General features: G+C 57.5%; 24 protein-coding genes. 5 read left to right on the forward strand and 19 right to left on the reverse strand.

Annotated elements, in window-relative coordinates; all coding sequences use genetic code 11:
* Window positions 1–124: 124 nt before the first annotated feature.
* The 3 genes from AC5DB9_RS09515 to AC5DB9_RS09525 form a co-directional block, all read right to left on the reverse strand.
* Window positions 125–2,344, reverse strand: coding sequence for a TonB-dependent receptor (locus AC5DB9_RS09515; protein ID WP_272991331.1), 2,220 nt, complete (start codon window positions 2,342–2,344; stop codon window positions 125–127).
* Between the two features lie 88 nt (window positions 2,345–2,432).
* Window positions 2,433–3,416, reverse strand: coding sequence for a FecR domain-containing protein (locus tag AC5DB9_RS09520; protein ID WP_272991330.1), 984 nt, complete (start codon window positions 3,414–3,416; stop codon window positions 2,433–2,435).
* On the reverse strand, window positions 3,416–3,931 hold the full coding sequence (locus tag AC5DB9_RS09525; protein ID WP_272991329.1) for a sigma-70 family RNA polymerase sigma factor: 516 nt from the start codon (window positions 3,929–3,931) through the stop codon (window positions 3,416–3,418). Before AC5DB9_RS09525 ends, AC5DB9_RS09520 begins: the two co-directional genes overlap by 1 nt.
* A gap of 393 nt (window positions 3,932–4,324) precedes the next feature.
* Here AC5DB9_RS09525 and AC5DB9_RS09530 point away from each other — a divergent pair, with 393 nt between their 5' ends.
* The gene (locus AC5DB9_RS09530; RefSeq protein WP_272991328.1) at window positions 4,325–5,314 is read left to right on the forward strand and encodes a tetratricopeptide repeat protein; all 990 of its coding nucleotides are present in this window, start codon (window positions 4,325–4,327) and stop codon (window positions 5,312–5,314) included.
* Window positions 5,315–5,339: 25 nt separating this feature from the next.
* Here AC5DB9_RS09530 and AC5DB9_RS09535 read toward each other — a convergent pair whose 3' ends face one another.
* Window positions 5,340–6,104, reverse strand: coding sequence for an META domain-containing protein (locus AC5DB9_RS09535; RefSeq protein ID WP_272991326.1), 765 nt, complete (start codon window positions 6,102–6,104; stop codon window positions 5,340–5,342).
* Window positions 6,105–6,279: 175 nt separating this feature from the next.
* Here AC5DB9_RS09535 and AC5DB9_RS09540 point away from each other — a divergent pair, with 175 nt between their 5' ends.
* Window positions 6,280–7,395: a DUF6607 family protein gene (locus tag AC5DB9_RS09540; protein WP_491732046.1), complete on the forward strand. Its 1,116-nt coding sequence runs from the start codon at window positions 6,280–6,282 to the stop codon at window positions 7,393–7,395.
* Between the two features lie 7 nt (window positions 7,396–7,402).
* On the opposite strand, the gene AC5DB9_RS09545 is transcribed toward AC5DB9_RS09540, so the two are convergent.
* From AC5DB9_RS09545 to AC5DB9_RS09600, 12 genes are all read right to left on the reverse strand, one after another.
* Window positions 7,403–7,792, reverse strand: a complete 390-nt coding sequence (locus AC5DB9_RS09545; RefSeq protein ID WP_286846074.1) for a YbaN family protein — start codon at window positions 7,790–7,792, stop codon at window positions 7,403–7,405.
* Between the two features lie 20 nt (window positions 7,793–7,812).
* Window positions 7,813–8,403, reverse strand: coding sequence for a biliverdin-producing heme oxygenase (locus AC5DB9_RS09550; RefSeq protein ID WP_272991323.1), 591 nt, complete (start codon window positions 8,401–8,403; stop codon window positions 7,813–7,815).
* 462 nt (window positions 8,404–8,865) lie between these two features.
* Complete coding sequence (locus AC5DB9_RS09555) at window positions 8,866–10,575, reverse strand: Na(+)/H(+) antiporter subunit D (RefSeq protein ID WP_272991322.1); 1,710 nt, start codon at window positions 10,573–10,575, stop codon at window positions 8,866–8,868.
* Window positions 10,565–10,816: a hypothetical protein gene (locus tag AC5DB9_RS09560; protein ID WP_272991321.1), complete on the reverse strand. Its 252-nt coding sequence runs from the start codon at window positions 10,814–10,816 to the stop codon at window positions 10,565–10,567. Before AC5DB9_RS09560 ends, AC5DB9_RS09555 begins: the two co-directional genes overlap by 11 nt.
* Window positions 10,816–12,279 carry a proton-conducting transporter transmembrane domain-containing protein gene (locus AC5DB9_RS09565; RefSeq protein ID WP_272991320.1) on the reverse strand — a complete coding sequence of 488 codons (1,464 nt, stop codon included), beginning with the start codon at window positions 12,277–12,279 and terminating at the stop codon, window positions 10,816–10,818. Before AC5DB9_RS09565 ends, AC5DB9_RS09560 begins: the two co-directional genes overlap by 1 nt.
* Window positions 12,279–13,757 carry a monovalent cation/H+ antiporter subunit D family protein gene (locus AC5DB9_RS09570; RefSeq protein WP_022957767.1) on the reverse strand — a complete coding sequence of 493 codons (1,479 nt, stop codon included), beginning with the start codon at window positions 13,755–13,757 and terminating at the stop codon, window positions 12,279–12,281. The genes AC5DB9_RS09565 and AC5DB9_RS09570 overlap by 1 nt, the downstream gene beginning before the upstream one ends.
* Window positions 13,751–14,107: a cation:proton antiporter subunit C gene (locus AC5DB9_RS09575; RefSeq protein ID WP_022957766.1), complete on the reverse strand. Its 357-nt coding sequence runs from the start codon at window positions 14,105–14,107 to the stop codon at window positions 13,751–13,753. The genes AC5DB9_RS09570 and AC5DB9_RS09575 overlap by 7 nt, the downstream gene beginning before the upstream one ends.
* Window positions 14,104–15,096 carry a DUF4040 domain-containing protein gene (locus tag AC5DB9_RS09580; RefSeq protein WP_272991318.1) on the reverse strand — a complete coding sequence of 331 codons (993 nt, stop codon included), beginning with the start codon at window positions 15,094–15,096 and terminating at the stop codon, window positions 14,104–14,106. The genes AC5DB9_RS09575 and AC5DB9_RS09580 overlap by 4 nt, the downstream gene beginning before the upstream one ends.
* A gap of 4 nt (window positions 15,097–15,100) precedes the next feature.
* Window positions 15,101–15,409, reverse strand: coding sequence for a monovalent cation/H(+) antiporter subunit G (gene mnhG / locus AC5DB9_RS09585; RefSeq protein WP_272991317.1), 309 nt, complete (start codon window positions 15,407–15,409; stop codon window positions 15,101–15,103).
* Window positions 15,406–15,672: an MrpF/PhaF family protein gene (locus tag AC5DB9_RS09590; protein ID WP_028968111.1), complete on the reverse strand. Its 267-nt coding sequence runs from the start codon at window positions 15,670–15,672 to the stop codon at window positions 15,406–15,408. The genes mnhG and AC5DB9_RS09590 overlap by 4 nt, the downstream gene beginning before the upstream one ends.
* Complete coding sequence (locus tag AC5DB9_RS09595; protein ID WP_272991316.1) at window positions 15,669–16,139, reverse strand: Na+/H+ antiporter subunit E; 471 nt, start codon at window positions 16,137–16,139, stop codon at window positions 15,669–15,671. The genes AC5DB9_RS09590 and AC5DB9_RS09595 overlap by 4 nt, the downstream gene beginning before the upstream one ends.
* Before the next feature lie 49 nt (window positions 16,140–16,188).
* Window positions 16,189–16,539 carry a Rap1a/Tai family immunity protein gene (locus AC5DB9_RS09600; RefSeq protein WP_272991315.1) on the reverse strand — a complete coding sequence of 117 codons (351 nt, stop codon included), beginning with the start codon at window positions 16,537–16,539 and terminating at the stop codon, window positions 16,189–16,191.
* Between the two features lie 274 nt (window positions 16,540–16,813).
* On the opposite strand from AC5DB9_RS09600, the gene AC5DB9_RS09605 reads away from it, so the two are divergent.
* Window positions 16,814–17,533 carry a response regulator gene (locus AC5DB9_RS09605; RefSeq protein WP_022957760.1) on the forward strand — a complete coding sequence of 240 codons (720 nt, stop codon included), beginning with the start codon at window positions 16,814–16,816 and terminating at the stop codon, window positions 17,531–17,533.
* On the forward strand, window positions 17,533–18,888 hold the full coding sequence (locus AC5DB9_RS09610) for an ATP-binding protein (RefSeq protein ID WP_272991353.1): 1,356 nt from the start codon (window positions 17,533–17,535) through the stop codon (window positions 18,886–18,888). The genes AC5DB9_RS09605 and AC5DB9_RS09610 overlap by 1 nt, the downstream gene beginning before the upstream one ends.
* Window positions 18,889–18,902: 14 nt before the next feature.
* Here the strand turns inward: AC5DB9_RS09610 and AC5DB9_RS09615 are convergent, their stop codons facing one another.
* The gene (locus tag AC5DB9_RS09615; RefSeq protein WP_272991313.1) at window positions 18,903–20,285 is read right to left on the reverse strand and encodes a cytochrome P450; all 1,383 of its coding nucleotides are present in this window, start codon (window positions 20,283–20,285) and stop codon (window positions 18,903–18,905) included.
* Window positions 20,286–20,567: 282 nt separating this feature from the next.
* Here AC5DB9_RS09615 and AC5DB9_RS09620 point away from each other — a divergent pair, with 282 nt between their 5' ends.
* Complete coding sequence (locus AC5DB9_RS09620; RefSeq protein ID WP_272991312.1) at window positions 20,568–21,677, forward strand: helix-turn-helix transcriptional regulator; 1,110 nt, start codon at window positions 20,568–20,570, stop codon at window positions 21,675–21,677.
* 64 nt (window positions 21,678–21,741) lie between these two features.
* On the opposite strand, the gene AC5DB9_RS09625 is transcribed toward AC5DB9_RS09620, so the two are convergent.
* Entirely contained in the window at window positions 21,742–23,409 is a 1,668-nt protein-coding gene (locus AC5DB9_RS09625) for a hypothetical protein (RefSeq protein ID WP_272991311.1), read from the reverse strand.
* Window positions 23,410–23,526: 117 nt separating this feature from the next.
* On the reverse strand, window positions 23,527–25,026 hold the full coding sequence (locus tag AC5DB9_RS09630) for a protein adenylyltransferase SelO (protein ID WP_272991310.1): 1,500 nt from the start codon (window positions 25,024–25,026) through the stop codon (window positions 23,527–23,529).
* Window positions 25,027–25,189: the final 163 nt, after the last annotated feature.

A 25,189-nucleotide genomic window follows, 5' to 3' on the forward strand; every position in this document is an offset into this window, starting at 1 on the left:
TGGGGCGCCTGTTGCCAAGGCAAACGCTTCTCGTGTTATAGACGCTGGGTGGTGTCAGTGCAATGCGACGGAGTGGTGAAGCGCTCCCCGTAGACGGGGAGCACGATATCAGCAGGTAGTTGCCTCAGAAAGTGTAGCGCGCGCTTACGGCGACGGAGCGACCCGGTTCCAGCAGTGGTTTCACCGTGGTGAATTCCTGTCCGTAACTGGCGCGATCGGTGTACGCGCGGTCTATCAGGTTATCGACCTCCAGTCGCAGCGACAAACAGGAAAGGACGGCATAGTCGGCGTAGAGATTGACGACCGTGTAGCCCTTTTGCTTGGCGCCACTGTCGCGGGTGTCGTCATTGCCCAGTGCAACTTCTGCGCTCATTCCCAGCATCAGTTGGTCCGCCAGCAGTTTGAGTTTGCCATTCAGCGTGATCAGCTTGCCGAGCGGCGCGGTAAAGTAGTTGCCGTCGTAAGAGCTTGCCGGTTCGCCATCTTTCTCAGACTCGATGTCGGCGTATTTGAGAGAGAGCTCAGTGAGCGCAGTGTTATAGCTGAGGGCGAGGTCATAGCCGTCAATGTCGAAGTCAGCGACCAGCGCAGAGCCACCGCTGTAAGACGGTACACGGCCATTTTCGATCTTGGTGCGGTAGCGGTTGGCTTCCACCATGATATCCCCCAGCAGCAGGCGCAGGCCGACGGTATAGTTGCTGGCATCAACGGCGTTCAGATCGCGGTAATCCCAGGCGCTGTTCAGGATAAAGTTTTCGGCTAAGGCTATCCCGCCCCACACCTTGGCATACCCCGCGTTGACGCTGAGCATATTGTTGACGCGATAATCGGCAAATACATTGCCGCTGCTGCCGGAGTCACTGTGATCCGAGCCGTCAGTGCCGGTAAACGACTCTCGGTCATGCCGTAGACCATAAGACAGATCCAGTGTGCCGTCTGCCAGCGTTTGCCGAAGCTGAACAAAGGCCCCGGTGTTGTCGGCCTTCTCTTCAAGGGTAGGGGAGCCGGCGGACATGAATGCCGCGCGGTCATCGTAGTAATCCAGGCCAGCAGTGATCTCGCCAAAACGGCTGTGAAAGCGGTTTTTCACGGTTGCGGACTGGCTTTCCGTCAAACCGGTGTACACCAGTGTGGTGCTGGGGGCGGCAAGCGGGTGTTCGCGCGTTTCCAGCTCCGTCTCACTTTTGGCCAGCGTAATGCTGGGGTTCCAGAGGCCGCTGCCGGTTTCACGGCTGTAGTTAAAGGTCGTGTTCTCTCTGGTGAGATCATAGACCCGTGACTCGGGGACCGGGCGCCCCGCCGTCAGTCCGACAAAGTTGGCGCGATAGGGGCGAAGTGAGTTGTCATTGACCCGCTCATGAGACAGTTCGAAGCGGTCCTGTTGCTCGGTTTCGTAGGCAACCTTTATCAGTCGACTGAGCAAGTCGGGAGCGGTAAAGCGTACCGTGTCTCCCTCGCCATTCTCATAGCTGTTGCCATTGCTGTGATTGATGAAAGCCAGTGCTTCCAGCCCCCCGCTTTTACCGTACAGCGAGCCCGCCGTGGTGAGTTGGTCGCCGTTGGACGCATAGCGGCCATTCAGAAAGCCGCCAAGCGATTGACCGGGTGTGAGCACATCGGCGACATCGACAGTTTCATATTTCAGGCTGCCACCCAGAGCGCCGGGGCCGTCGTCGGCCGCCGAGACACCCGCGGAGGCACTCGCCGCTTTTAGCAGTGCCGGATCAATCAAGTTGGTGGCGTTGTGGTGAAAGACCTTGTTGTTCTGGCGTGCGCCATCGACCGTGACCAACATGGCACTTTCTTCCACGCCGCGGACATAGACTTTCTGATTGACGGGGATCGAGCCGCCGACGGCAACGGCAGATTGATCGCGAAATACGTCCTTAATACTTTGCGGTTGCTGTGTCTGCAGCTCCTCATAGTTATAGCCGAGGGTGGTTTGGGTGCTGGCGGGGCTGGAGGCGCTGATGGTCAGGGGCGGCAGAGTCGTCGTGCCTTCCTGCGTCTGGCGAATACTGTAACCGCTGCCATCCTGTCGGGTCGCGGTAAGTGACGTTCCCGCCAGCAGACGCATCAGCGCGGCATCCACGGTGAATTCTCCTTGCAGCCCCGCGCTCTGCTGGCCGCGGACCAGCTCACTGGGAAACATCAGAACAATGCCCGCCTGGCGTCCCAGCGCATTCAATGCCTGCTCGAGTGTGCCTGCAGGAATCTGATATCGCTGGACGACCGTTTGCGCGGACGCCGCCTGGGCGGTGATGGGCAGCGCCAGAGGGGCACTTAACGCCAGCGCGATAAGCGATGGGCGAAACAGGTGCCAGTGAGAAAATTGCGATGACATGATGTGATCCTTTCGACAATGAAATAGAGGTGCTTACCTCTACTTGTCGGATGAGCGCCGAAAATGGCTCAGCGATCTCAGTATTTTTTTAAGCGGGCAGGAGCGTGATCCAGTAACGGGTGACGCGTCGTTGCCGGATAGGCAGCGCGTCACTTAATGCTTCCAGCACCTGATCGGTTTGGCTGATCGGATAGGTGCCGGAAACCGGATAGGCGGCCAGCGATGGATCGAGGCGAAGGATACCGGGGCGGTAGCGTTGCAGCTCGGCGATAAACTCGGCCAGCGGCATGTCGCGAACCACTATCATGCCGTCAATCCAGGCGGCTTCGTCCTGACGCACTGCTGTTAAAGGGGACCACTCATGCGCGGTGAAACGGGTGGCTTGGCCTGCGCTGATCAGACAACTGCTTGAGGCTTGCGCGGGGCGTAACCGTGCTTCTCCCTCATAGACTGCCAGCCGGCAGTTATCCTTGAACTGGCGTAGCGCCAACCGGGAGCCAGGAGACAGTTGAATGTGGCCGTTCGGGCTAAGCAGGTTTATTGGCTCGTCGCCGTTTGCCTTGCTGGAGACATGGATTTCTCCCTCCAACAGTGACAGCGTCGAGTGTGAGTCGTCCAGTTGAATGGCTGTGTTGCTGTTTAATACCACCGTTGTGCCATTGTTGAGCGTCAACCTGCGTTGCTCGCCGGTCGCGGTGTAGATATCTGACTGCCATTGCCGGATCAATCCGCTTTCTCGGCTGACGTAGGCGACGGAGCTGGTGATCAGTATTGCCGAGAAGCCTTTGAGAACCGTGCGGCGTGAAGGACTTGTCGCCGTCAGCGTATCTTGAGCCAACTGGGCGTGTTCGGGGTTTGCCAGCAGGCCGAAGCGACCACTGAGCTGTTCAACCTGCTGCCATGCCTGCAGGTGCTCGGGGGAAGCCGCGCACCAGTTGGCGATGTCTGCCCGGATTTTTTGAGGTTGCTGCGCGTCCTGCAGGGCCAGAATCCACTCAACCGCTTGCTGGACAACGTCGGGCGCAAAGTCATTTCGGATATGGCGGCTCCCTGGCGATTTCTGTGCTTGCATCAGTGGTCGCTGTCCAATGCGAAATAACATTGCGTATAGGCGCGGACCAGATGGCGCTTGACGGTACTCAGTGATATTTCCAGCTCCTCGGCGATCTGGTGCTGTTTGCGCCCGCTGAGTTGTGCCAGTAAAAATGCCCGTTTGACGACGATGGGCAGGCCGGACAGACGTCGATCTATCTCTACAAGGGTTTCCAGCAACAGGTGCTTCTCTTCCGGTCCGGGAGCGTATTCGTCGGGCCGGTTTGCCAAGGCTTCCAGATAGGCTTTTTCAATGTGTTCGCGGCGCCAGTGATCAATCAAAACGCGCTTGGCAATGGTTTGTAGGTAGGCGCGTGGCTGTTTTAAAGGCGTGTATTCCCCTCGCGTCAGCAGGCGCAGGAAGGTGTCGTGCATCAGGTCGGCGGCTCTGTCGCTGCATCCCAGCTTGCCACCCAGCCAACGCTGTAACCAGTTGTGGTGGTCGCTGTATAGATCACGAACGTTGGCAGTTATGGTGGCATCGGTGCCCGGCACAGCGGCTTCCTCTGAAGATCTTTTTAGATGATAATGATAATAAGTCTCATTATATGGCTTGGGCGTGTACCGATGCAATCGCTGTCGTTTCTGCAGGGAATGGCCCGAATGCAGAAGCCCGCGGGCGAGAGCCGTTGAGGCGCGGCTAGCGCTGGGCGGTGATGGCTGCGCACTATTGGGTCTGATACAGTAAAAACAACGGTGCAGAGGGAGTCTGCGCCACAGTGTGCTGACAGGGATGTGATGATTTTGATACCGCTTCTGCGTATACCCCGCTTATTGATTCTCTGCTTTCCCTTGGGACTGTTAGCCGCTGAGACGCCTGCCAGTTGCGAGTCCTACGCGCACCCTCAAGCCCTTACCGCCACACTCCAATACACTCAGCGACTCGCCATGGATAAGCAGTTTGACGCGGCAATCGGTGAACTTGATCGCGCGGTGCAAGCCGCGGATTCGCCGAATACGGAAGCCTCGCTGCTGATGTTTGCCGGCAGTCTGTCTCGTGCATCTGGCGACTTGGCGCGGGCTCACGAGTATCTGGCTCGGGCGATGGCGCTCGCGACGCCCTCGAATATGCTGCGACACCAGATTCTGGCAGAGCAGGCTAATGTACTGCTGGACAAAGGGCAGTACGCTGCAGTGCTTGATCTGTATGAAAATGCCGCTGTTTGCGACGGGCCTTTCGTCAAACCCTCCTTCGAGTTGGGGCTGGCCAAGTTGTATCTGCAGGATTATGACGGCGTTAAGCGCATCACCCGGCAAGCCTTCAACTACTTGGAGTCGGTCATGCCGACGCTTCCCTTAGTGCTGGATGCGCCATTTGAGGAAGAGCGCAGATGGGGTGTGCTGGCCATGCATGCAGACTGCTATGGTGAGGCGAAAGCGGCCTGCGCACAGAGCTGGTGGCGTGTTTTACATCTGGTGAATCGCGGGCCGAAAAGTGAATGGGCGAGGGCGTCACTGGAAGATCATGTGCAGCGTTTGGCGTCCTGGCCAGAGGGTGATGCGGCAGTGAGGCGGGCTCGGGCAATCCAATTTTTGGATGGTGAGGGGAAACTGGTTCCAGACAAGCTGCCGCTCGTGCCCCAGACAGATTTTGACGTGAAGTCCTTCAGAATTCCGACGTTACCGCGCAGAGTGGCGAGCGGGGAGAGCTGGGGCTGGGTCGTGCTCCATGTGCTCGTGGACCATAAGGGGCAGGTGGATGACACCGAGGTGATCTTTGCTCGCCCGGCGGGAAAAGGCTTTGAGCGGCCGTCAGAGCGAGCTGCCAGAACCACCACGCTGCGTATGGTGAAGCCCGTGGCGGAGGGTGAAACGGTGCGGGTACTGATGGCGATCATCTATAACCCCGGAGGGGTTATGGTCTGGCCCGCACAGTGACTTCCCTGCTGTTTGATTCGCCGAATCAGCGAATATAGACCGCCTCAAAGCGCGCCAACGGTGCCATGCGCGCGCGGTTAAGGCTCAGTGTTTCGTCGCTGATACTGAAGTTGTCGATACTGCGGAGCATATCCATGAATGCGGCTTCAGTTTCCCGGCGGTCGGGACAGGCCATCATGGTCGATGCCAACTGGGTAAAGCGCAGTCGTGACGCGGCGGCATCCAGCTCATAGCCACCGAAGAAACGGTTGCAGCCAGCGTAGCCCGTGATCCGTCCGGTTTCACTGTCCAGCGAAAAATACGGCGTTTGGGGCGATGGTTCCAGGGCTTTGCCATTGAGTTCCACTAGAGTCCAATAGCGCCCGGTAACGCCATCGGCAAGCTTGTTCAGCGCGTATTGATTGGCAAGAGTCCCATGAATGCCTGCGCCATTCTGATTGAGGTGAAGCAGGCGATTTTCAGCCACGAAATAGCGGACGTCCTGCTCGGGCAGTGTGATGGTGTGACCGGCTTTGTTCCACTCGATGCGCCCCTGAGCCGAGAAAATGTCATCGCTCCGCCCCAGATATTTTGACTGGCTGGTGTAGTGACCGTCGCTGCGCAAAACGACGACAGTTTCTATGCCCTCACAGTCGGCGCAGGGCAGTACGCCGCGATAGACACCCATCCAGTCCAGCGCATTGCGGGCATTGTGCGCCGAGTCGGGGTATTGCTCAGGCGTATTGCTGCAGGCGCTGATCAGCAAGGTGACTGCGATGAAAAGGGATAGAAGAGAAGTGCGTGTTGTCATGGTGAAGTCAGTCTCGAAATGGAATACAGCAAAGTCTATCAATGATAAACGGCGCTTACAGTGACAATCCTGTCGCAGGCGGGTTCCTGCTGGAGCGTGCGGTTTTGATGGTGAGCGGTCGCGTACTTACAATGCGTGAACACGGTGATAGAGAGTCAGGCATAAGGTGAGCGTAATGATGTTAAACGTACTCGTTGTCGGTCTGCTTGTGATGACATCGGCCTGGAGCCAGGCCGATGAAAAGGCCACGGTCGGGTGTCCCACCACGCAGTATGTGTTTAGCTGGAATCTCAGTGGCCCCTGTTTTGACGCCCCCCGTGGCGGCACCACACAGGGAGCGCCGGTGACACTGTCAACTGAGCCAAGTGCAGCCTGGAAGGCGTTGCAGGCACCCGGCTTAAGCGATTTTGAGCGGGATCGCCGGGCCATTCTGGCAATGACAGGGGGCTATCGCGCCAGCTTCGAGTTTGTTGAAACCATGGGATTTAGTGCTGATTACACGCCGGCGCAGCCATATCAAAGCTGGGGAACAGAATATGTCTACGTTGTGGAAGATCGCGGCGACTTCATTAGCCTCCAGCACATCATGGTGATGGTGTTTCAGAATGAGGAAGGTCGTCTCAGTGAGTCGATGGTCATGAAGCACTGGCGTCAGGACTGGCAGTATGAGGGACGAGAGCTGTTGGCCTATGTGGGGAAAGCGCGCTGGCAGCGCCAGCGCCTGAGTCGCTCAGAGGCCAGGGGTCGCTGGGTGCAGAGTGTGTATCAGGTCGATGATTCACCGCGCTATGCTTCGGTGGGACGCTGGCAGCATACCGGTAGTTTTTCCGCCTGGGAGAGTGAGACGACCTGGCGGCCTCTGCCGCGTCGTGAATCGAGTGTGCGGAGTGATTACCAGGTGCTGGAGGGCGTCAACCGACATGTCATTCTGCCAAGCGGTTGGGTGCAGGAAGAAGAAAATCTGAAGCTCGTTCTGGGCGACAAGGCGCAGCCTGCCGCGTATCTCGCCAAAGAACTGGGCAATAATCGATATCAGCGAATAGTAGACTTTGATTTCAGCGAGGGTGATCGCTATTGGCGGGAAACCGGCGCCTATTGGCAGTTAGTGAGACAGCAGTGGACGCAGATGTTTGATGCACATCCGGGCTTCTCTTTGCGCAAAGTGAAAGACGGCAAGCCACTGTTTGCGGCGTTATTTGAATTGGCTGATAAGTATAAGGGCGACGCTTTTTCAGAAGCGCCAGCCCAACGAGCGGTTGCTCAAATACTGGATGATTACCGGCGGGAGTAAGTGCGAGCTATTGCGGGGGGGCTTTTTCCGGCCATCGCCACAGCCAGATTAATACGGCGGCCATACACAGCAGCGTGACGACCACACTGATGCGGTGCGACACGGTCAGCACCAGAACCAGTGCGGCGATACTCATAGTGAAGGTGGTCGCCAGTTTTACTTTGCGAGGCAAATAGCCTTGCTGCCACTGTTCGAGAATCGGACCGAATATCCGGTGCTGCGTAAGCCAATTGTGAAATCGCGGTGAGCTGCGCGCAGCAGCCCAGGCGGCAATCAGCAAAAACTCCGTGGTAGGCAGACCCGGCAAGATCACACCCAACATGGCAATACACAGGCTGACGATGGCCAGCAAGAGCAGCAGGTAGCGCAGCGGACCTTTTGCCTGGGGCGGTGTCACTTCTGGGGTAACCTCAGTTGTCATGATATCGGGCAATAGCGCTCCACGTAGGATAATACCTGAGTGAATGCCGCTTCGGCGCCATTGTTAGCGCGTTGTTGTTCTTTATCGTCCAGCTCAATGGCATCCAGTTGCTGCATAAAGGCGCGCCAGCTAGGCGCTCTTCCTTCAGGATGTGGCGCCAGATGCCGGGCGCCGAAGTCGGCGCTGAGATCCAGTTTGCCCGCCATTTTAAACAGGATGGCGCCACCGAGGTTGGAGCCTTCTTCGACATACAGCCAGCCAATAGCCGTAGGGAGATCGATTTGCTCTCCGAATACCGGGGGCATTTCCGGCTCAGGTAATGTCTGCCCGAGATCTTTCAGATCCTGTGCGACAGCGGCAAATCGTCCCCGTTCTTTGAGACCGGGTAACAGAGTGTTGAGCGAGGTGTTGTCAAACAGGGCGGCAACATCCCGGTGAAAACAGTACTGCACTTTAAGAAAAGCCGCATAGCGCTCGCGGTCCGAAAAGGGGCTGTATGCCATGATGCGCTTGTCCAGCACATCGTGAGTATCGTGGGTCAGGGCGCGGAAACGAGCACAGTGGCCCGGGCTTACAGTGGTGGTCATAGCATCTTCCTGTGATGGTGAAATAGACACTCGCCGAGATTGATTGCGGTCGTGTGTGGATAGCGGTGTCTCAAAAACAGTAAACGAGCGAGTGCGCCGTATTTTTCATCGCATGGATTGCCGTACTGCGGCAGCAGTCCGGTCAGGAGTGGCGCGCGCATCGGTCGCGAGGTACAGCACAAGGTACTGGCTGGTCCGGAGGTCTTTGGACATGGTGAATCAATAAATAGGTATAAAGGATAAAATGAGAATCAATTTCATTTTAGGGTTTGGCTTTCGCAAATGCAAACGGTTTGCGCGGTGTGAAACAGTGCTCTCGTGAAGCCTCGGCAGGCTATTGCCGGTGAGCTGGGGGTATCTCGCTGGTGAGGGGGATAAACGAAAGAAGCAGTGACTTGGCACTGCTTCCGGGAGAGAGGGGCTCTGTGGGCGTTTTCGGTGGGGATTACACCAAAAGCCCGGTCAGACGCCTTGCCTGAACAGGGCCAGTACCAGCAGCAGTGCGAGGAACAGAACGACCCACGCCACCATGCTGCCAATACTTGTGTTGCGCGCCAACAATCCGCTATCGCTGTTCAGCGTGGCAACGCGTTGCAGGAAAGCGCGGAGCCATTGCATGGCGGTGGCGCGGATTCCCTGATCCAGTTTTACGACGACGCTACCCACGCCACTGACGACTTTCGGGGCCAGGCGGCGGTACAGCCAGTCGCTGTCCAGATTTACCGAACGTATTTCCGGCGGGTACCAGCCCTTGCGTATCAGTACACAGAAGGCCAGCGCGGCAAACATCAGCAGCTGCAGCTGGGTGATGACGTGGTAGCTGGTATACGGGGCGTAATCCACCGGGTAGGGCAGAATCGCGTACAGTGGCTCCGGCCAAATGCCGATGCCAATACACAGAAAGGCGGTAATCCCCATCGCCAGCAGCATGTTGAGTGGCGCTTCTTTCACCCGGTGACCCGCATCGTGATAGAAGAAAGAGAAGAACGGCACCTTGATGCCCGAGTGGTCCAGTACCCCGGCTGAGGCAAAGAGCAGCACGCCCCATACCAGCCAATGGTGCTCGGCGGCCGCCGCCGTGAGGATCATTGATTTGGTTACAAAGCCGGAAAACAGCGGGAAGGCTGAGATCGACATGCCGCCGATAATGCAGAATACGGTAGTCCAGGGCATGGACTTGTAGAGACCGCCCAGCTCGCTTGCTTTAACGGTACCCACGCGCAGCAGCACGGCGCCCATCGACATGAACAGCAGTGCTTTGTAGAGGATGTGGGCAAAGGCGTGAGCCGCCGCACCATTCAGTGCCATCTCGGTGCCCAGTCCGACACCTACCACCATAAAGCCGAGCTGGTTGTTCAGGCTGTAGGACAGCACCCGCCGCAGGTCATTTTCGATGACGGCGAAGAAGATCGGGAAGGCGGTCATCACTGCGCCGATGGTGATCAGTATCTCTTCCCCGGCAAAGCCGCGTGCCAGTGAATACACCGCCAGTTTGGTGGTGAAGGCCGACAGCACAACCGTGCCGGTGACGGTAGCCTCAGGGTAGGCATCCTGCAGCCAGTTATGCAGCAGCGGGAAAGCGCACTTGATCCCGAAGGCCAGGAAAATCAGCCAGGCACCGGGGGCATTCAGGCCCAGATGATCGAAGGCCAGCGAACCGGTTTCCCGGTAGTAAATAATCGCCCCGGCCATCAGCAGCAGGCCGGAAATCACTTGAATAATCAGGTAGCGCAGGCCCACCTTGTAGGCGCGCGGTGTGCGATTGGCCCAGATCAGCAGCACCGAGGACAATGCGGTCAGTTCCCAGTAAAGGAACAGGGTCAGCAGATCGCCCGCCAGTACCGCACCGATGGCAGCACCCGCGTATATCAGCGCCGCAGACTGTTGCATCCGGTCTTTTACATGCCAAGCGTAAAGTCCCGCCAGCATGGCGGCAATATGGAAAATCACTCCCCAGACGAAACTCAGACCATCGACTCGCAGAGTGGTCAGGGCCATGCCGTACAGTGTTACGGCACCGTGTTCGCCCTCGGGCAATTGCCAGAGCATCAGCAGGCCCAACGCCGGCGTGACAATCGCCAGCGGTCCCAGCAGGCGCGCGGGCAGTCGAATCGCCAGCAGGCCCGCCAGCATCATCAGCAAGGCGGGGTTCATCAGCCAATCATTCACCATAGTAGTCCTCGCTGCGTTTCAGCAGGCGACGCAGCGCCTTGGCAGAGAACACGATGAAGCAGTAGGCCAGAAAGCCATAACCGGCGTAGAAACCGAACCAGCTCTCGGCCGCAAAATGGGGATGCTTTTCGTAGAAGAACTCGGCCAGTACCAGCAGGCCACAGATGATCCACACGGCATAGACAATCTTGTCGACATTGGCGGGCTTCTCGAACCAGCCCGGCCCGTTGGGCGTTTTCATCAGAGGTTCATCCCTTGCAGAAATTGCTGGATCGCGCCGGCATAGAAAAACAGCAGCAGGCAGCTCAGTGCGGTAAAGCACAGCGCCAGTAACGATGGCCACGGCGCTTCACCGCCGTGATGGTCGTCGTGCCCTGCAGCGGGTTCGCGCAAAAAGGCGCGGGCCGGCAATTCCAGCAGATACACAATGTTCAGCAGAGAACTCAAGGCCAGCACGGCGATAACGAACAGGTGACCGCTGTCCACAGCGCCGAGCATCAGTGTCCACTTGCTCCACGTACCGCCCGTGGGCGGCAGACCGATAATCGACAGCGCGGCAATGCTGAAAGCGGCAAAGGTATAGGGCATCTTTCTGCCAAGGCCGTCGAGTTCGCTGACCAGGGTTTTGTGGGCGGCGACATAAATGGCACCGGCACAGAAGAACAGGGTAATTTTGCCCGCGGCGTGCATGGCAATATGCATGGCGCTGCCGATGACGCCGGTAGCGCTGGCCAACAAGACGCCCAGCGTGATGTAGCCCAGTTGGCTGATGGTGGAGTAGGCCAGTCGCGCCTTGATATTGTCCTGCCGCATCGCGACCAGCGAGGCCAGCAAAATACCGGCGGCGGCCAGGTACAGCAGGTAGTCGGTCATTGCCAGTTCGCTGAGGGTGTCCAAACCGAACACATAGACCAGAATCTTCACGACGCTGAACACCCCGGCCTTCACGACAGCCACGGCGTGCAGCAGGGCGCTGACCGGCGTTGGTGCGACCATGGCGGCCGGCAGCCAGCGGTGGAAGGGCATCATGGCGGCTTTACCGATGCCGAATACAAACAGCGGTAACAGCAGACTTAGCAACCAGACGGGCGCGTCATCCGGCAGAATGCCGCCGGGCGTAAACGAGACAGTGCCACTGATAAAGCTGGTGATAATGATTGCGGGCAGGAAGAAGGCGATAGAGGTGCCCATCAAAATGCCCAAATATACCCGTCCGCCGTGGCGGGCTTTGTCGGTGCCCGCATGGGTGACCAGCGGATAGGTCGCTAACGACAGCACTTCGTAAAACACAAACAGCGTCAGCAGGTTTTCGGCATAGGCAATGGCCATGACGGCCGACAGCGCCAATGCAAAACAGGCGTAGAAGCGCGTCTGGTTCTGCTCGTTGTGACCGCGCATATAGCCGATGGCGTAAATCACCGTTACCGGCCACAGGGAGCTGGCGACCAGCGCAAACAGCAGGCCCAAGGTTTCCACCTCAAAGCTCAGGCCCAGGCCCGGTAGCATGTCCAGCCAATGTGCAGCGGGGGCAGGGCCCTGCTGATGGGCTTGATACAGTGCGATATTGACAGCGAGCAGCGCGATGCCGCTGAGCACCGATACGGCTTCGCGCAGGTTCGGGAAGCGCCCGGTGGCGGCGATTCCCACTGCGGCAAATACCGGCAGTGCTATAGCGAGGTTGATCAAATCTGCGGGGCTGAACATTATGGCGTTCCTCCCATCAGCGTCATCGCCGCTTCAGCCGTAATCACCACCGGCAGACGGGTATCGATACCGAAGTAAAGGTTGCCGATAATCAGCAGCCAAATCGGCAGCAAAAATGGTAGCGGCGCCTCTTTGACAGTGAGTGCGGTTTCGCTGGGCTTCTGGAAATACAGGGTTTCCACCACGCGCCAGATGTAGGCGATGGCGAGCAGCGAGCCGAATACCACCAGAAACGCGACAGGCCAGCGGCCCTCTGCTACGGCGGCGCTCACCAAATACCACTTGCTGACAAAACCGACGGTAAGGGGTACGCCGATCAGGCTCAGACCGCCCAGCACAAAGCTCATGCTGGTCCAGGGCATTTGTTTGCCCAGCCCTTTCATGTCGCTAAGCTGCGCACTGCCTACGCGATAAATCATCGCCGCCAAGGCCATAAACAGAGCCGCCTTCATTAATGCGTGATTGAACAGGTGCAGCAGCGTGGCTTGCAGTCCCATCGCGGTGCCCAGGCCAAGGCCAATAATCATGTAGCCGATTTGACCGATACTGGAGTAGGCGATGGCGCGTTTGATATTGCCCTGATAGATGGCTGCTGCAGAGGCCATAAAGACTGCCAGTACACCCAGTGCGACGAAGATGTCATACAGGGGGAAGTCCCCGGCGCGGAAGTTGGCAGGGAAGACCGTGTACGTGAAACGAATCAGCAGGTAGACCGCCACCTTGGTCGAGCTGGCCGCCAGAAAGACAGTGACAACCGAGGGGGCCTGACTGTAGGCGCCGGGCAGCCAGTTGTGCAGCGGGAACAGCGCCAGCTTCAGGCAGATGCCCACGATGATAAAGGCATACGCTGCGACGACGGTGTAGGAATCATTGATGGCCGGCAGTCGCTGGGCCAGATCGGCCATGTTCAGTGTGCCGGTCATCATGTACATGAAGCCGATGCCGATCAGGATAAACGTCGCGCCGATGGTGCCAAGAATCAGGTAGCGGAATGCGGCCCAGAGGGCTTTGCGGTCCTTGCCGAGTGATACCAGTGTGTAGGTCGACAGCGAGGAAATTTCCAGAAAAACGAATACGTTGAAGGCATCGCCAGTGGCCAGAATCCCCAATAGTCCGGCCAGGCAAAGCAGCCAGGCGACGTAGAAAAAGACCTGCTTTTCCGCGGCGATTTCCCGGCTGATGCTTGTCTGCGCAGCAAGAAGTGCCAGAGTACTGCTACCGGCAACGATTAACAGCAGCCAGGCGTTGAGCAAGTCGATGCGGTATTCAATTCCCCAGGGGGCATCCCAGCCACCGAGCGCATAGCTGATGGTTCCGGTGTCGTAGACCTGCAATAGCAGCAGTGCCGCCATGAATAGGCTCAACATGCTGACCAGCAGCGAGAATGCCCAGGCCAAACGGGCCCGGCCTAGAATAAGGCAGGCAGGTGCGCCCAGCAGGGGCACAATAACCTGAAGTATGGGTAAATGGCTTAACACGAAGGATCTCGCCGTTGAATGTCGTCTTCTTCAATACTGCCGTAGGCTTTTTTAATGCGCAGCACCAGGGACAGGCCCAGTGCGGTGGTCGCGATGCCGACGACAATGGCGGTAAGAATCAGTACATGGGGCAGGGGGTTTGAGTACAGCGCCACGCTGTCGCTGAGAATGGGAGCACTGCCCCCCGACACCTTGCCCGCACTGATATACATGATGAATACAGAGGTCTGGAAAATGTTCAGGCCAATCAGCTTCTTCACAAGATTGCCTTGTGCAATGACCACGAAGAAGCCGATCATCATCAGGGCGATCACCACCCAGTAGTTGTAATGCGTCAGAAACTGGCTCATTGCGCGGTATCTCCGCTGTCTTTATTGCTGAGCTGTCCGATGAAACTGTAGAAAATCAGCACCATCACCGAGGCAACGGTGATGCCGACACCCGCTTCAATAACGATAATCCCGAGATGCTGGCCGGCAATGGGATCTGCCAGCAGCACGTTGTAGTCGAGGAAGTTGCCGCCACTGAGCAGAGACACCACGCCCACCGAGCCATAGAGCAGCGCTCCCATTGCCGCGAGAACGCGCAAGAGGTTTTCCGACAGTACCTGACGGGCCAGGTCGATGCCGAAAAACAGGGTATAGAGAATCACCGACGCCGCGAAAATGACCCCGGCCTGGAAGCCGCCGCCCGGACCGTAATCGCCGTGAAATTGAACATAAAAAGCAAACAGCATGATGGGCGGAATCAGAATCTTGCTGACGACGCGCAGAATTGTGTGGTGCCGGGCACCGTCGTCGCGGGGGCCGCTGGCGGGTTGCGCGCCAATACTCAGCAGTGACATCACGCCAATACCCGCGGCAAACACCACCACGACTTCGCCGAAGGTATCGAAGGCCCGGTAGCTGGCCAGCACTGAGGTGACGACATTGGGAATGCCGATCTCGCCGTAAGAAGCTTCAAGGTAACGGGGGGCAACATGCTGATGAACGGGGGCATCGGCGGTGCCGAAAGCGGGCATGTCGATGGTGCCGACAATCAGCAGACCGCCGGTGATGAGTACCAGAATCAGCGCCGGCAAGCGGTAGCTGCGCTGGCAGGTTTCGTAGCGACCGACCATGGCCAGCGTCAGCAGCATCAGCAGCGGTGAAATACCGGACCCTACAGCGGCTTCGGTGAAGGCAACGTCTACGGCGTCCATCAGGACAAAGAAGCTGGCAGACAGGAAACCATAGATCCCGGTGAGCATCACTGACACCAGCAGGTCGCGACTGACGACAATGCCGATGGCGGTGGCCAGCAGCAGGCTGAGCAGTGAGATATTGATAAACAGTTCCACGTCGCTATTCCTTGTCGCCGTCGTTATGGCCGCGATGGCGCCATGCTGCTTTGGCGAGTGCGTGGCTCGCTGTCGGGCTGGTAAACAGCACGAAAATCAGAATAAACAGCAGCTTGAGCAGAACCAGTCCCCAGCCAGCCAGCAGCATCAGCCCGGCTAGCAACAGAGAGGTGGCGAGAGTTTCAGTAATACCGGCAGCGTGCATGCGACTGAATAGATCGGGGAAGCGCAGTACCCCCAGCGCACCGGTAAACATCAGAAAGCTGCCCAGGGCCAACAGAATGCCGCTGATGATAGGAATGATCTCGCTCATGAGGCGTCTTTGCCCTCGCTGTATTCCACGTAGCGCAGCAGGGCTATCACGCTGATGAAGTTCATTAGCGCATAAACCAGCGCGATATCCAGAAACTCAGGGCGACCGAATAGAAAGCCGAGTACGGAGATCAGCAATACGGTCTTGGTGCCGAACAGATTGACCGCCAGAACGCGATCGAAAAACGTTGGGCCGGCGAAGGCGCGGATCATTGCCATCAGCATGACCAGTACGAGAGTGATTGCACAAACTGCCAGCATCATTTTTCCAGCTCACAGGCCCGGCGGCTCATTTCGCCGGTTTCCAGGTCGTTGATGTTGGCCGAGGTCAGCGCATGAACCAATACCGTGTCATCGTCCAGTTCAACGGCCAGTGTTCCCGGCGTCAGATTAATCGAGTTTGCGTAGATAACCCGTCCCAAATCGGTCTTCTGTGCGACCGGCAGGGTTTTCATTTGCGGGTCGATACTCGCATTGCCGCGCCAAATGCGTTTTACCACATCGATATTGCTCAACAGGATTTGCCAGGCCAGCCAGCCGTAGTAGCGGGGAATATTGCGGGTAAGGTGCACAGGCTGTGATTCGTGATCTACCACGTCCATGCGGTGGCAGATCCACACGACAAGCGCCACTGACAAGGCACCAAGGCTGAGCAACAGACCGTTATAGTGGCCCGAATTGGCCAGCCAGATAATGCTGAGTAGTAGAGAAAGACTGATGGTGTGGCGCATTGCGGTCTCAGTTGATCCGCGCTAGCGCTGTGCTCACGCGGTCTATTCTTTATAGGTTTTTGCAGGGGTAGTGTGCTTTCAGCACCGCCTCCAACAGCGAGCTGGCATCGGCATCCCTGGCATTCTGCTCGGAATCAATAATCTGTTGGGCCAGTACCTCGGTACCCACGCCCTCGGGTAAACAGTACCGTGACATTTTCAGCGTGTCGATATCTGTTGAACCACCGGGTGCGCGAGTTCTCAAAGCGCGCTCCATAAATTCTGAGCGCGGTGCGGCAACCGATACCTTGGTGCTGCCACTCACAAACCCCTGGAGGTAGGCTTTACACACTTCGCCATAAACGTCCCCGCTTTCGTTCAGCATGCGGGTACAACTTCCGCGCAGTGTATTCGCTGACATCTCTTCAACAGCCACCGCAGGGAGCATGAGAAGTGTACAAAAAAACCCTACAAATATACGGGTTAGGCGCTTGCTTGGATCCTGCATCGCGCGGCACCTCCTTCTGGTTTGCGCCCAGCATGTTGGCATTGTCGTCGAGAAAAGTATTGTCAGATTTGTAAAAAAGTGTGGCGAGACCGCTAAGAACGACGGTTATCTGCATGCTAATAAAGCTTGTCAATGCGCAGTGCTTTTCGACAGACTATGGCAAATTTTAGGAAACCAGCCTTCTCGTATGAGTATTGAACCTCAGTCCTGTATTTTGCTTGTCGACGACAATGCCGATATCCGGCATTTGGTGTCGGAATTGTTGGAGACGGAAGGCTATCAGGTGATGACCGCCGAAGACGGCGAAGAAATGTTTGCCTGCCTGTCGCAACAGCAGGCGGATCTGATCCTGCTGGATGTAATGTTGCCCGGTCAGGACGGCTTTGCGCTGTGCAGGAAGCTGCGCTCAGACCCGGAGATGCCGCCGATTATTATGCTCAGCGCCAAGGACGAAGAGATTGATCGCGTCGTCGGTCTGGAGCTGGGGGCCGATGACTATATCGCCAAGCCCTTTGGGCGCCATGAGTTGGTCGCGCGAATTAAAGCGGTGTTGCGCCGGGTAAATGGGGTCAACAGCCGCCGCGGACAATTCGCCTATCGCTTTTCCGGCTGGCACTTCAAACCCGCCCGCATGGAGCTGCTGGATGCTGAAGGCACGGTCATACAGCTTTCCACCAGTGAGAATGACCTGTTACTGGCCTTTGTTCAGAATCCGCAGATTCCCCTTTCCCGCGACCGACTGTTGAGTCTCACCAAGGGACGCAACAGTGCCGCCTTTGACCGCAGTATCGATTCCCACGTCAGCCGCCTGCGCCGCAAACTCCGCGAGGATGCCAAGCAGCCGGAAATTATCAAAACAGCCTGGGGATCGGGGTACCTGTTTTCCTGTCCTGTCGACACGGTGTGATGCCGCGCCTGCCCGATACGCTCAAAGCCCGCAGCATGTTGCTGCTCAGTGCGGTGTTTGTACTGTCGCATCTGCTCAGTCTGTGGCTGTTTGAGCAGCACCGTAACGAGAGGGTATTGCTCGCCGAAGCGGCGGATCTTGCCCAGCGTATCAGCGGGATTGTCGATTTAGCCTACGGTTTTCCGGCTGCCGAGCGCGGCAAGATTCTGGCGGCTGCGCAAACGGGTTTTCTGGCCGCATACGATGATTTGCAGAGCACGGTCGACGACGCCTGCCTGAAAAATACCTTCGCGAACGATGTGGCGTTGAATATCGATAAGGCGTTTTCCCAGCACCCTGACTACGATATTCGCGTCTGTCTGCGGGGTGCCGACCCGGCATTGCGGGGAGAGTGGCGCGATGACATCGATATGCTGGTGAACATTCGTTTTCCCGATGGAGAAACCGCCGCTTTTCGTGCGCGCTTGCCCGAAGCGGGCTCCTTGCTGCACGAGCCCATTGCCCTCTATCTGCTATTAGTCATGGCGCTGTCTCTGCTGCTGGCCTGGTTGTTGATCCGGCGGCTGATTCGCCCCCTTGAGCAGTTTGGCGAGGCGGCTTCGCGCTTGGGGAGAAACCTGGATGCGCCGCCGCTGGTGGAGCAGGGACCAAAGGAATTGGTACAGGCATCGAAAGCGTTGAATACCATGCAGGCCCATGTGCAGCGCCTGCTGAAAAGTCAGGCAGAGATGGTGGCCGCCATTTCCCATGATCTGAAGTCGGCGCTGACCCGTCTGCAACTGCGCACGGAACTGCTCAGCAACGACCGCGAACGAGAGGGATTGGAGCGGGTGGTGGTGGATATGCGCACGATGGTGGCTGCTATTATCGATTTCGTGCGGGGCAATGCCAGCGGCGAACAGCCTCGCCGCACCCAGTTGGATAATCTGGTTGAGAGTCTCTGTGATGACTTGGCCGAGGAGGGCTTGCCGGTCAGTTATGTCAGCCGCGGCACCGGCACCGTCGAATGCCGTCCGGTAGCGCTGCGAAGGGCCCTGCAGAATCTGATTGACAATGCCTTGCGCTACGGGGGACGGGCCGTGGTCAGCCTTAGCCGCGATGATTTGTTTTTTTACCTCGATGTGGAAGATGAGGGACCGGGAATCCCCGAGGCCATGCTGGGCGAAGTCTTGCGCCCTTTTGTGCGGGTCGATGCCTCACGCAGTGAGCGCAGTGGTGGTCTGGGGCTGGGGCTGGCCATTGCGCAAGGCATTGTGCAGGGCCATGGCGGAAGTCTCACGCTCTTTAACCGTCACGGCGGCGGCTTGCGTGCACAAATTCGCCTGCCTGCCAGCGAAGGAGTCGCCCGGCCCTGAGGCCGGGCAACGATTCAGGCGCGACGTTTCTCCACGACCAGCGGCAGACCATCTTTGATCTTGGGCATGGGGATATAGGTGAACGCCACCTTGTAGTCGTCCGGCAGGCGGAATTCATATTTTCGCAGGAACTGGTGCATAAACAGCTTCGACTGCATGGCGGCGAAATGCATGCCGATACATTTGTGGGCGCCGCCACCAAAGGGCATAAAGCAGAAGGGGTGGCCTTTCTGCTCAGCGCGCTCCGGGAAGAAGCGTTCGGGGTCGAAACTGTGTGGATTTGTCCAATAATCACTCATGCGATTGGTGAACATGGGTAGCTGGAAAATCATGGTATTGGCGGGAATCCGGTGTCCGGCCAGCTCGCATTCGCGAATGCTGCGGCGTACCAGTACGGTCACCGAGGGGTTGAGGCGCTGGGCTTCATTGAAAGCGGCGTCGAGCTCCACCACATTTCCCAGATCCTCGTAGTCCAGATAGTCCTTGTGCTGCGCCGCGCCCTCGTCGCGAAGCCGCTGCTGCCAGTCCTGATGTCTCGCGAGGTAGTACATCAGATGGTTGAGTGTGCTGGTGGTGGTGTCGTGGGCGGCAAACAGCAGAAAACTGGCATGATCGACAATTTCTTCATCGCTGAAGTAGCTGCCGTCAGGTTTGGTTTCTTTGCACATATGGCTGAGCATATCCTGCCCGTCACCGGCGCGGCGAATCGGAATCAGCTTGGTGATGTAGTCGCGCAGGAAGCGCTGTCCGTTTTTGCCGGTGTGATATTTCAAGCCGGGCAGATCCAAACGAATGATGCCTTCCTGAGCATCGAGAATGTCAACAAAGGCCTGGGCCAGTTCGTCAGAGCCCTCATCGTGTTCCTCAACACCATAAAATACTTTGCAGGTCATGCGCAGCAGCAGGTTCTTGACGCTCTCGTAGAAGCGGAAGCTATCATCGAAGACCCAGGCGTCCATGCCACGCTCAAGAATCGGGTTCATGATTTCCACATAACTGCGCATGGACGGGGTTTTGAAACTGGTCTGCATAATCCGACGTTGGAACTTGTGCTCGTCGAAATCCAGGCAAAGCAGGTTGTCGCCATAGAAGGGGCGCAACGCGTAATCGTAGCCCATGCGTGTGGAAAAATTGCGATCACCGTCCAGCAACAGGGTCTGAGCCATGTCCGGACCCAGTGCCAGTACGCCGGGCTGAGGGCCAAAGTGAACCCGTGAAATGGGACCGAATTCTTTCCAGCGGGTCTCCGCCAGCTTGAAAACGTCGTTGCGCAGTTCGGGCAGTACGCCGATGATCGGCCATCCGTTTTTGCCGGGGATGTGCTTGAGTTTGCTGTTGTTGGGTTGACGAGTGTAATCCGGGCGATGGTCGCTCGCCGCTGCGCTGGCATTGCTCATGGGGCAGTCCTGTCTGGTTAATTATTATTCGACTTCTGATGGTAGCGGTTGGCCCACCTTCCGCCAACTGGCTTTACATTGCGGTTGGTTAATAATTCATACCGTTGGCACTAAGTGTCATCAAAGGCATTAACTTGTGACGAAGGTCTATCGGGTGGGAGGGAGTTGACTTCCCCATAATGGTGCATGCATTGTGTCGCGCTGTAGCGACGAGATGAGTATGACAATAAAACGGTAATACGCCCGTCGGCCGACGTACTGGCAAGTGGTCCTAAGCGCGTTATGCATCTGCAACACAATAATGAACCTGATCTCATCCAGACACTGTACAGTGCCCTCACCGATAGGGATGGTTTTCACCGATTCCTTGAGCAGCTCACTCTTTATATTGGCGGGGATGCGGCTGAGTTGCTTGTCATCAATCGCAAGCCGCTGAGAATTGAGCACGTCTGGTATTACGGCCTTTCTGAAGAGCTTCTAAGTTGGTACATCGACAGCAATATGGTGGCTGTTGATGTGGTGATTAACACCGCAATTCGGCACAAGCCCGGCACATTCCAGACGGCACTTTCGTTTGTCGAAGAATCCAATCCTGATGAGGGCTCTATTCGTTGGGAAGAAGAGCAGGGAATGCTGGATGCCGCCTGGCTTGTTGTCGAGAGTTCGGAAACCAGCAGTGTTGTGCTTACCATCCAGAGGACGGTGGAACAGGGTCCGTTCCAAGAAAGTGAAATTGCGGCTCTGGATCGCCTCGTTCCCTACATACGGCAAGCCGTTGCGTTAAATCGCCAACTGGCATCGCGCAGTGAGGCGGCATCGTCGCTGGCGGCCGTGATTGATGTGCTCCCTGACGCTACCTTGGTGCTCGATAGCTATTCCACCGTGCTGTACTCCAACAAAGCGGCGCAGTTGTTGCTCGACCGGGAGCGCAGTCTGGCGATTCGTGATGAGCGCCTGAGTTTTTCGGAGAATGAGCTGCAATCAGCCTTTTTTCTGGCATCGACTCAGGTGGTGCGCGCCAGTATCGGCCGCGAGGGCCACTACACAGAAACGCTGTTCCTTAAACGGCGGGGCCGCCAACCCCTGATCTTTGTATTGCGGCCTATCGAAAGCAGCGAGCTTTTGGCGGGTGGCGCGCTGGTGAGCATTTATGAACCGGGCAGTCGTGAATTGCCTAACGCAGAGCAGATAGCCGGGTATTTTGATTTGACCTGGGCTGAAGCGCAGGTGTGTGAGCAGTTGGTGGCGGGAATGGATTTGCAGCATATTGCCGATACGCTGGGACGCAAGATCAGCACGGTTCGATACCAGCTCAAACAGGTATTTCAGAAAACCGCCTGCACGCGGCAGGGAGAGTTGGTCAGTACCATCCTGTCAGCGCTGCTGCGCTAGATTGACCGGCCAAAAGAAAATCCCTGCAGGCAGTGGAATTGCCCACTCCCTGCAGGGTCCGGCGTTATTTAACTTGTACGACCTGGTCGGGTTCGCTCAGTTCGCTGATAAAGAACCCACTCAGGTGTTGGGTGTCACCGTCGACGTGGGAAAAGGTCACCAGCACGATATCCTTGCCGTTTCGATCCTTGAGCGGAGCAAAGACCCAGTGGCCGGTTGAGCCGTCTTCCATGGTTTCGTAGTAGTCGAGAGTGCCCGCCGTGTTCACGCGCCAGCCATTCTCGATGTTGCTCGTTTCTTCGCCGAAGAAGTCCACCGTGCCGGAGCCATCGGCGTTCAGGTTCACCTGAATGAAGCCTTCCTCCGTCGGCAGCTCGTAGCGGAAAGACGTGGCTTGGCCCTCGGCAAAACGCTCACTGGCGCTGCGCTCTACTGTGGCGGTTTTGCTGTAAATGCGCTCGCCATCGTCGTCGAACATGCGCAGTTCAACGGGGAATCGTCCGACGCGAAACAGTCTGAAATCCTCGTCGCCATCTTCACAGTTCAGTTCTCCCCATTCAACGGCGGAGCAGTTGGCCGTCATATCTGAGAGACCGCCGTCGCCGTCCGTTTCCGAGGTGATGGCCGTTACCGAGAAAACGCCATTGTCGAGCTGGTAGTCACCCCACTCCGAGGTGGCGGTGTCCTCCGTCAGCGAGGCGTCGCCCCCATCGCGGTTGTTGTGGCTGACTAGGTAAGTGCCGTCATCCATAATCACCACAACGTTGAACATCTCGTCGTCGTCGGCTTCGGCCAGATACCAGCTTCCCACTACCGCAGGATCTGTGGTTCGAATGGCGGTAAACGGCACGGTGGCATCGGCTTCGCTACCCAGATGCAGCTCGTCGTTGACCAGGCGAACGGTATCTTGGCCGCAGCCTTCGCCAAGTTCTTCGCAAAGACCGCCGTCACCGTCGGATTGTCCGACCGCACTGAAGGTGATATCGCCGGTGTTCGGGTTCCAGTCGTAGTAACCCCATTCCGCCGTTGCGGTGCCCTGATCGTCGTTACCGTACTTGTGAGCGACGATATAGCGATCACCCTCGAGGAAGGTGAGCACATTCACTTCTTCGCCGTTGGGGCCTTTGCCATTGCTGCTTTCTCCGGCCGGTTCGACGAATAGCCAGCTAACGCGCAGATCGGCCTGCCGCGAGGCGTCAAAATGGGCCTCTGCCTCTTCGGCGCTGATCAGCGTTTTCTCTGTTGGGGTGCCCACTGCTGAGGCGTACTCGGTTTCAAAAGCGGCTTGCGATTGTCCGAGCGTCAGCGTCGCACTTTCCAGTGCAGTGTGAATCCCTTCACTGATCGTGATGCCATTGTCGGGATTGCCGTCGTCATCCAGCGACTGGAGCAAGCGCAGGATATTGCTGACCTGATCAGCCTGTTCGGTGCTGGCCATATCGGCCGGTGTAATGCGTCCGGTAGCGGTGACCGCAGGCAGTGAGATGCCGCCGATACTGAATGTGACCGTATCGCCATCCAAGTAGTCGTATTCGCCCAGCGCCGTCGTTGTGCCGCTTTTGTTGCCCGGCGATGTTTCATAGCGAATGCCGGCAACCGCGCTGTCGGTAAACACGCCGACGTTGGCCGCGGCGGGTGTTTCCGAACCGCTACCTCCTGATGATGAGCCGCCGCCTCCGCAGGCGGTGAGGACCGCTGCCAGAGCCAGCGAAGAAAGTCTGTACGGGTTCATGTTTACCTCCAGTGCAACAACATAGTGTTCAAGGAGGCAAGGGGACCACAGCGCTGATGCGTCCTCATCTCCCAAATAGGGGATACTGGGGCAACGGTTCCTGACGGCGGTGAAGACTTACGTTCCGCAGAAGGTCTGGTCTACGCGTTCTTCGTCCTTTGCTGGCAGGGCATAATCACGCCATTCCGGGCGATACTCGAAGGGCTGACTCAAGACCCGATTCAGGGTAATAAAGCCTTCCATGTCGCCCTGATACGCGGCGGCGATGGCGGCTTCCACCTGGTGGTTGCGGGGAATAAAGACCGGGTTGGCCCGGCGCATTATGCTGTCGCGTTCACTCGCTGACATCGAATCTTGATCAAGGCGCTGTTGCCAGTCGGCGAGCCAGTCGTCAAAGGCAGCGGGCAGGGTAAACAGCTCGTCAATCGCATCGTTGACGGTCAGACCGCCGATCTGCGCTGCGCGATCGCGCAGGGCTCGGAAGCTGAGGGTGAAGTCGCTGTCGTGATCCTGCAGCAATTGTAAAAACGCCTGATAGCGCTGTTCGTCGGCCTCATCCGCGTGGCTCAGGCCCAGTTTGCTGGCCATATGCTGTCGATAGGCGCTGAAAAACTGCGAGGTAAAGGCATTCAGGCTGTTCTGTGCGCGCTCCACGGCGGGCTTGAGGTCGCTCTCTCCTTCACGGCGCAGTATCGGCAGTATGGCCTGTGCCAGTTGTACCAGATTCCACTGGGCAATCGCGGGTTGGTTACCAAAGGCATAGCGACCCTGATGGTCGATGGAACTGAACACGGTGCCGGGGTGGTAGGCCTCCATAAAGGCGCAGGGACCGTAGTCGATGGTTTCACCGCAGAGCAGCATATTGTCGGTATTCATGACACCGTGGATAAAGCCCAGCGACTGCCAACGGGCAATCAGCGCGGCTTGTGCCGCGCTAATGTCATCGAGAAGTTGCTCATAGGGATAATCGGCCTCGGCGGCAGCGGGATAGTGCCGGGCAATGACATAGTCGAGTAATTGGCGCAGGGCTCCCTCGTCGTTGCTGGCGGCAAAATACTGCACGGTACCCACGCGGATATGGCTGCTGGCGACCCGGCAGAGAATACCGCCGGGCAGTGCTCGCTCGCGATACACCTTGTCGCCGGTACTCATGGCTGACAGTGCTCGAGTGGTTGGTACACCCAGCCGGTGCATGGCTTCGCTGAGCAGATATTCGCGAATCACCGGCCCCAGCGGGGATTTACCATCGCCGCCACGGGAGTAGGGCGTGGGGCCAGACCCCTTGAGTTGCAGGTCACGGCGCCGGCCCTGCGTATCGATCACCTCGCCCAGCAGCAGTGCCCGGCCATCGCCGAGCTGAGGGTTGTAGTTGCCAAACTGATGGCCTGCATATACGCAGGCGATAGGGTCGCTGCCGTCGGCCACGGCATTGCCTGACAGCACCGCTACGCCTTCCGGGCTGCGCAGCCAGTCGGGATCTATCCCCAGTTCCTCTGCCAGCGCAGTATTGAGCAAAATCAGGGCCGGATCGGGAGTGCGGCTGGCGGTCTGGCGGTGATAAAAGCGCAGCGGCAATTGCAGGTAGCTGTTGTCGAAGGCGATGGGAACGGCGCTCATAGCGGGGCCTTTTGTGTTGGTGTTGGGCAAATACTTTGTCACGAAGCACCCGTAGATTGTACGCGGGGCCCTGTGCACTTGCGATGTGCGCAGAGTGAAATTGCTGCTAACAGGCGACGCGGTTGCTGTTGGCAGGGTAAAATTGCCGCGCATTGATTATTCA

Source organism: Spongiibacter sp. (assembly GCF_984394615.1).

Coding starts and splice junctions, on each gene's coding strand:
- AC5DB9_RS09600 (WP_272991315.1), bottom strand. CDS start 16,539: ATGTCAGCGAATACACTGCGCGGAAGTTGTACCCGCATGCTGAACGAA.
- AC5DB9_RS09620 (WP_272991312.1), top strand. CDS start 20,568: ATGCATCTGCAACACAATAATGAACCTGATCTCATCCAGACACTGTAC.
- mnhG (WP_272991317.1), bottom strand. CDS start 15,409: ATGAGCGAGATCATTCCTATCATCAGCGGCATTCTGTTGGCCCTGGGC.
- AC5DB9_RS09515 (WP_272991331.1), bottom strand. CDS start 2,344: ATGTCATCGCAATTTTCTCACTGGCACCTGTTTCGCCCATCGCTTATC.
- AC5DB9_RS09540 (WP_491732046.1), top strand. CDS start 6,280: ATGATGTTAAACGTACTCGTTGTCGGTCTGCTTGTGATGACATCGGCC.
- AC5DB9_RS09560 (WP_272991321.1), bottom strand. CDS start 10,816: ATGAAAACGCCCAACGGGCCGGGCTGGTTCGAGAAGCCCGCCAATGTC.
- AC5DB9_RS09595 (WP_272991316.1), bottom strand. CDS start 16,139: ATGCGCCACACCATCAGTCTTTCTCTACTACTCAGCATTATCTGGCTG.
- AC5DB9_RS09625 (WP_272991311.1), bottom strand. CDS start 23,409: ATGAACCCGTACAGACTTTCTTCGCTGGCTCTGGCAGCGGTCCTCACC.
- AC5DB9_RS09605 (WP_022957760.1), top strand. CDS start 16,814: ATGAGTATTGAACCTCAGTCCTGTATTTTGCTTGTCGACGACAATGCC.
- AC5DB9_RS09575 (WP_022957766.1), bottom strand. CDS start 14,107: ATGAGCCAGTTTCTGACGCATTACAACTACTGGGTGGTGATCGCCCTG.
- AC5DB9_RS09555 (WP_272991322.1), bottom strand. CDS start 10,575: ATGGTGAATGATTGGCTGATGAACCCCGCCTTGCTGATGATGCTGGCG.
- AC5DB9_RS09530 (WP_272991328.1), top strand. CDS start 4,325: ATGGATAAGCAGTTTGACGCGGCAATCGGTGAACTTGATCGCGCGGTG.
- AC5DB9_RS09610 (WP_272991353.1), top strand. CDS start 17,533: ATGCCGCGCCTGCCCGATACGCTCAAAGCCCGCAGCATGTTGCTGCTC.
- AC5DB9_RS09520 (WP_272991330.1), bottom strand. CDS start 3,416: ATGCAAGCACAGAAATCGCCAGGGAGCCGCCATATCCGAAATGACTTT.
- AC5DB9_RS09550 (WP_272991323.1), bottom strand. CDS start 8,403: ATGACCACCACTGTAAGCCCGGGCCACTGTGCTCGTTTCCGCGCCCTG.
- AC5DB9_RS09590 (WP_028968111.1), bottom strand. CDS start 15,672: ATGATGCTGGCAGTTTGTGCAATCACTCTCGTACTGGTCATGCTGATG.
- AC5DB9_RS09535 (WP_272991326.1), bottom strand. CDS start 6,104: ATGACAACACGCACTTCTCTTCTATCCCTTTTCATCGCAGTCACCTTG.
- AC5DB9_RS09565 (WP_272991320.1), bottom strand. CDS start 12,279: ATGTTCAGCCCCGCAGATTTGATCAACCTCGCTATAGCACTGCCGGTA.
- AC5DB9_RS09630 (WP_272991310.1), bottom strand. CDS start 25,026: ATGAGCGCCGTTCCCATCGCCTTCGACAACAGCTACCTGCAATTGCCG.
- AC5DB9_RS09615 (WP_272991313.1), bottom strand. CDS start 20,285: ATGAGCAATGCCAGCGCAGCGGCGAGCGACCATCGCCCGGATTACACT.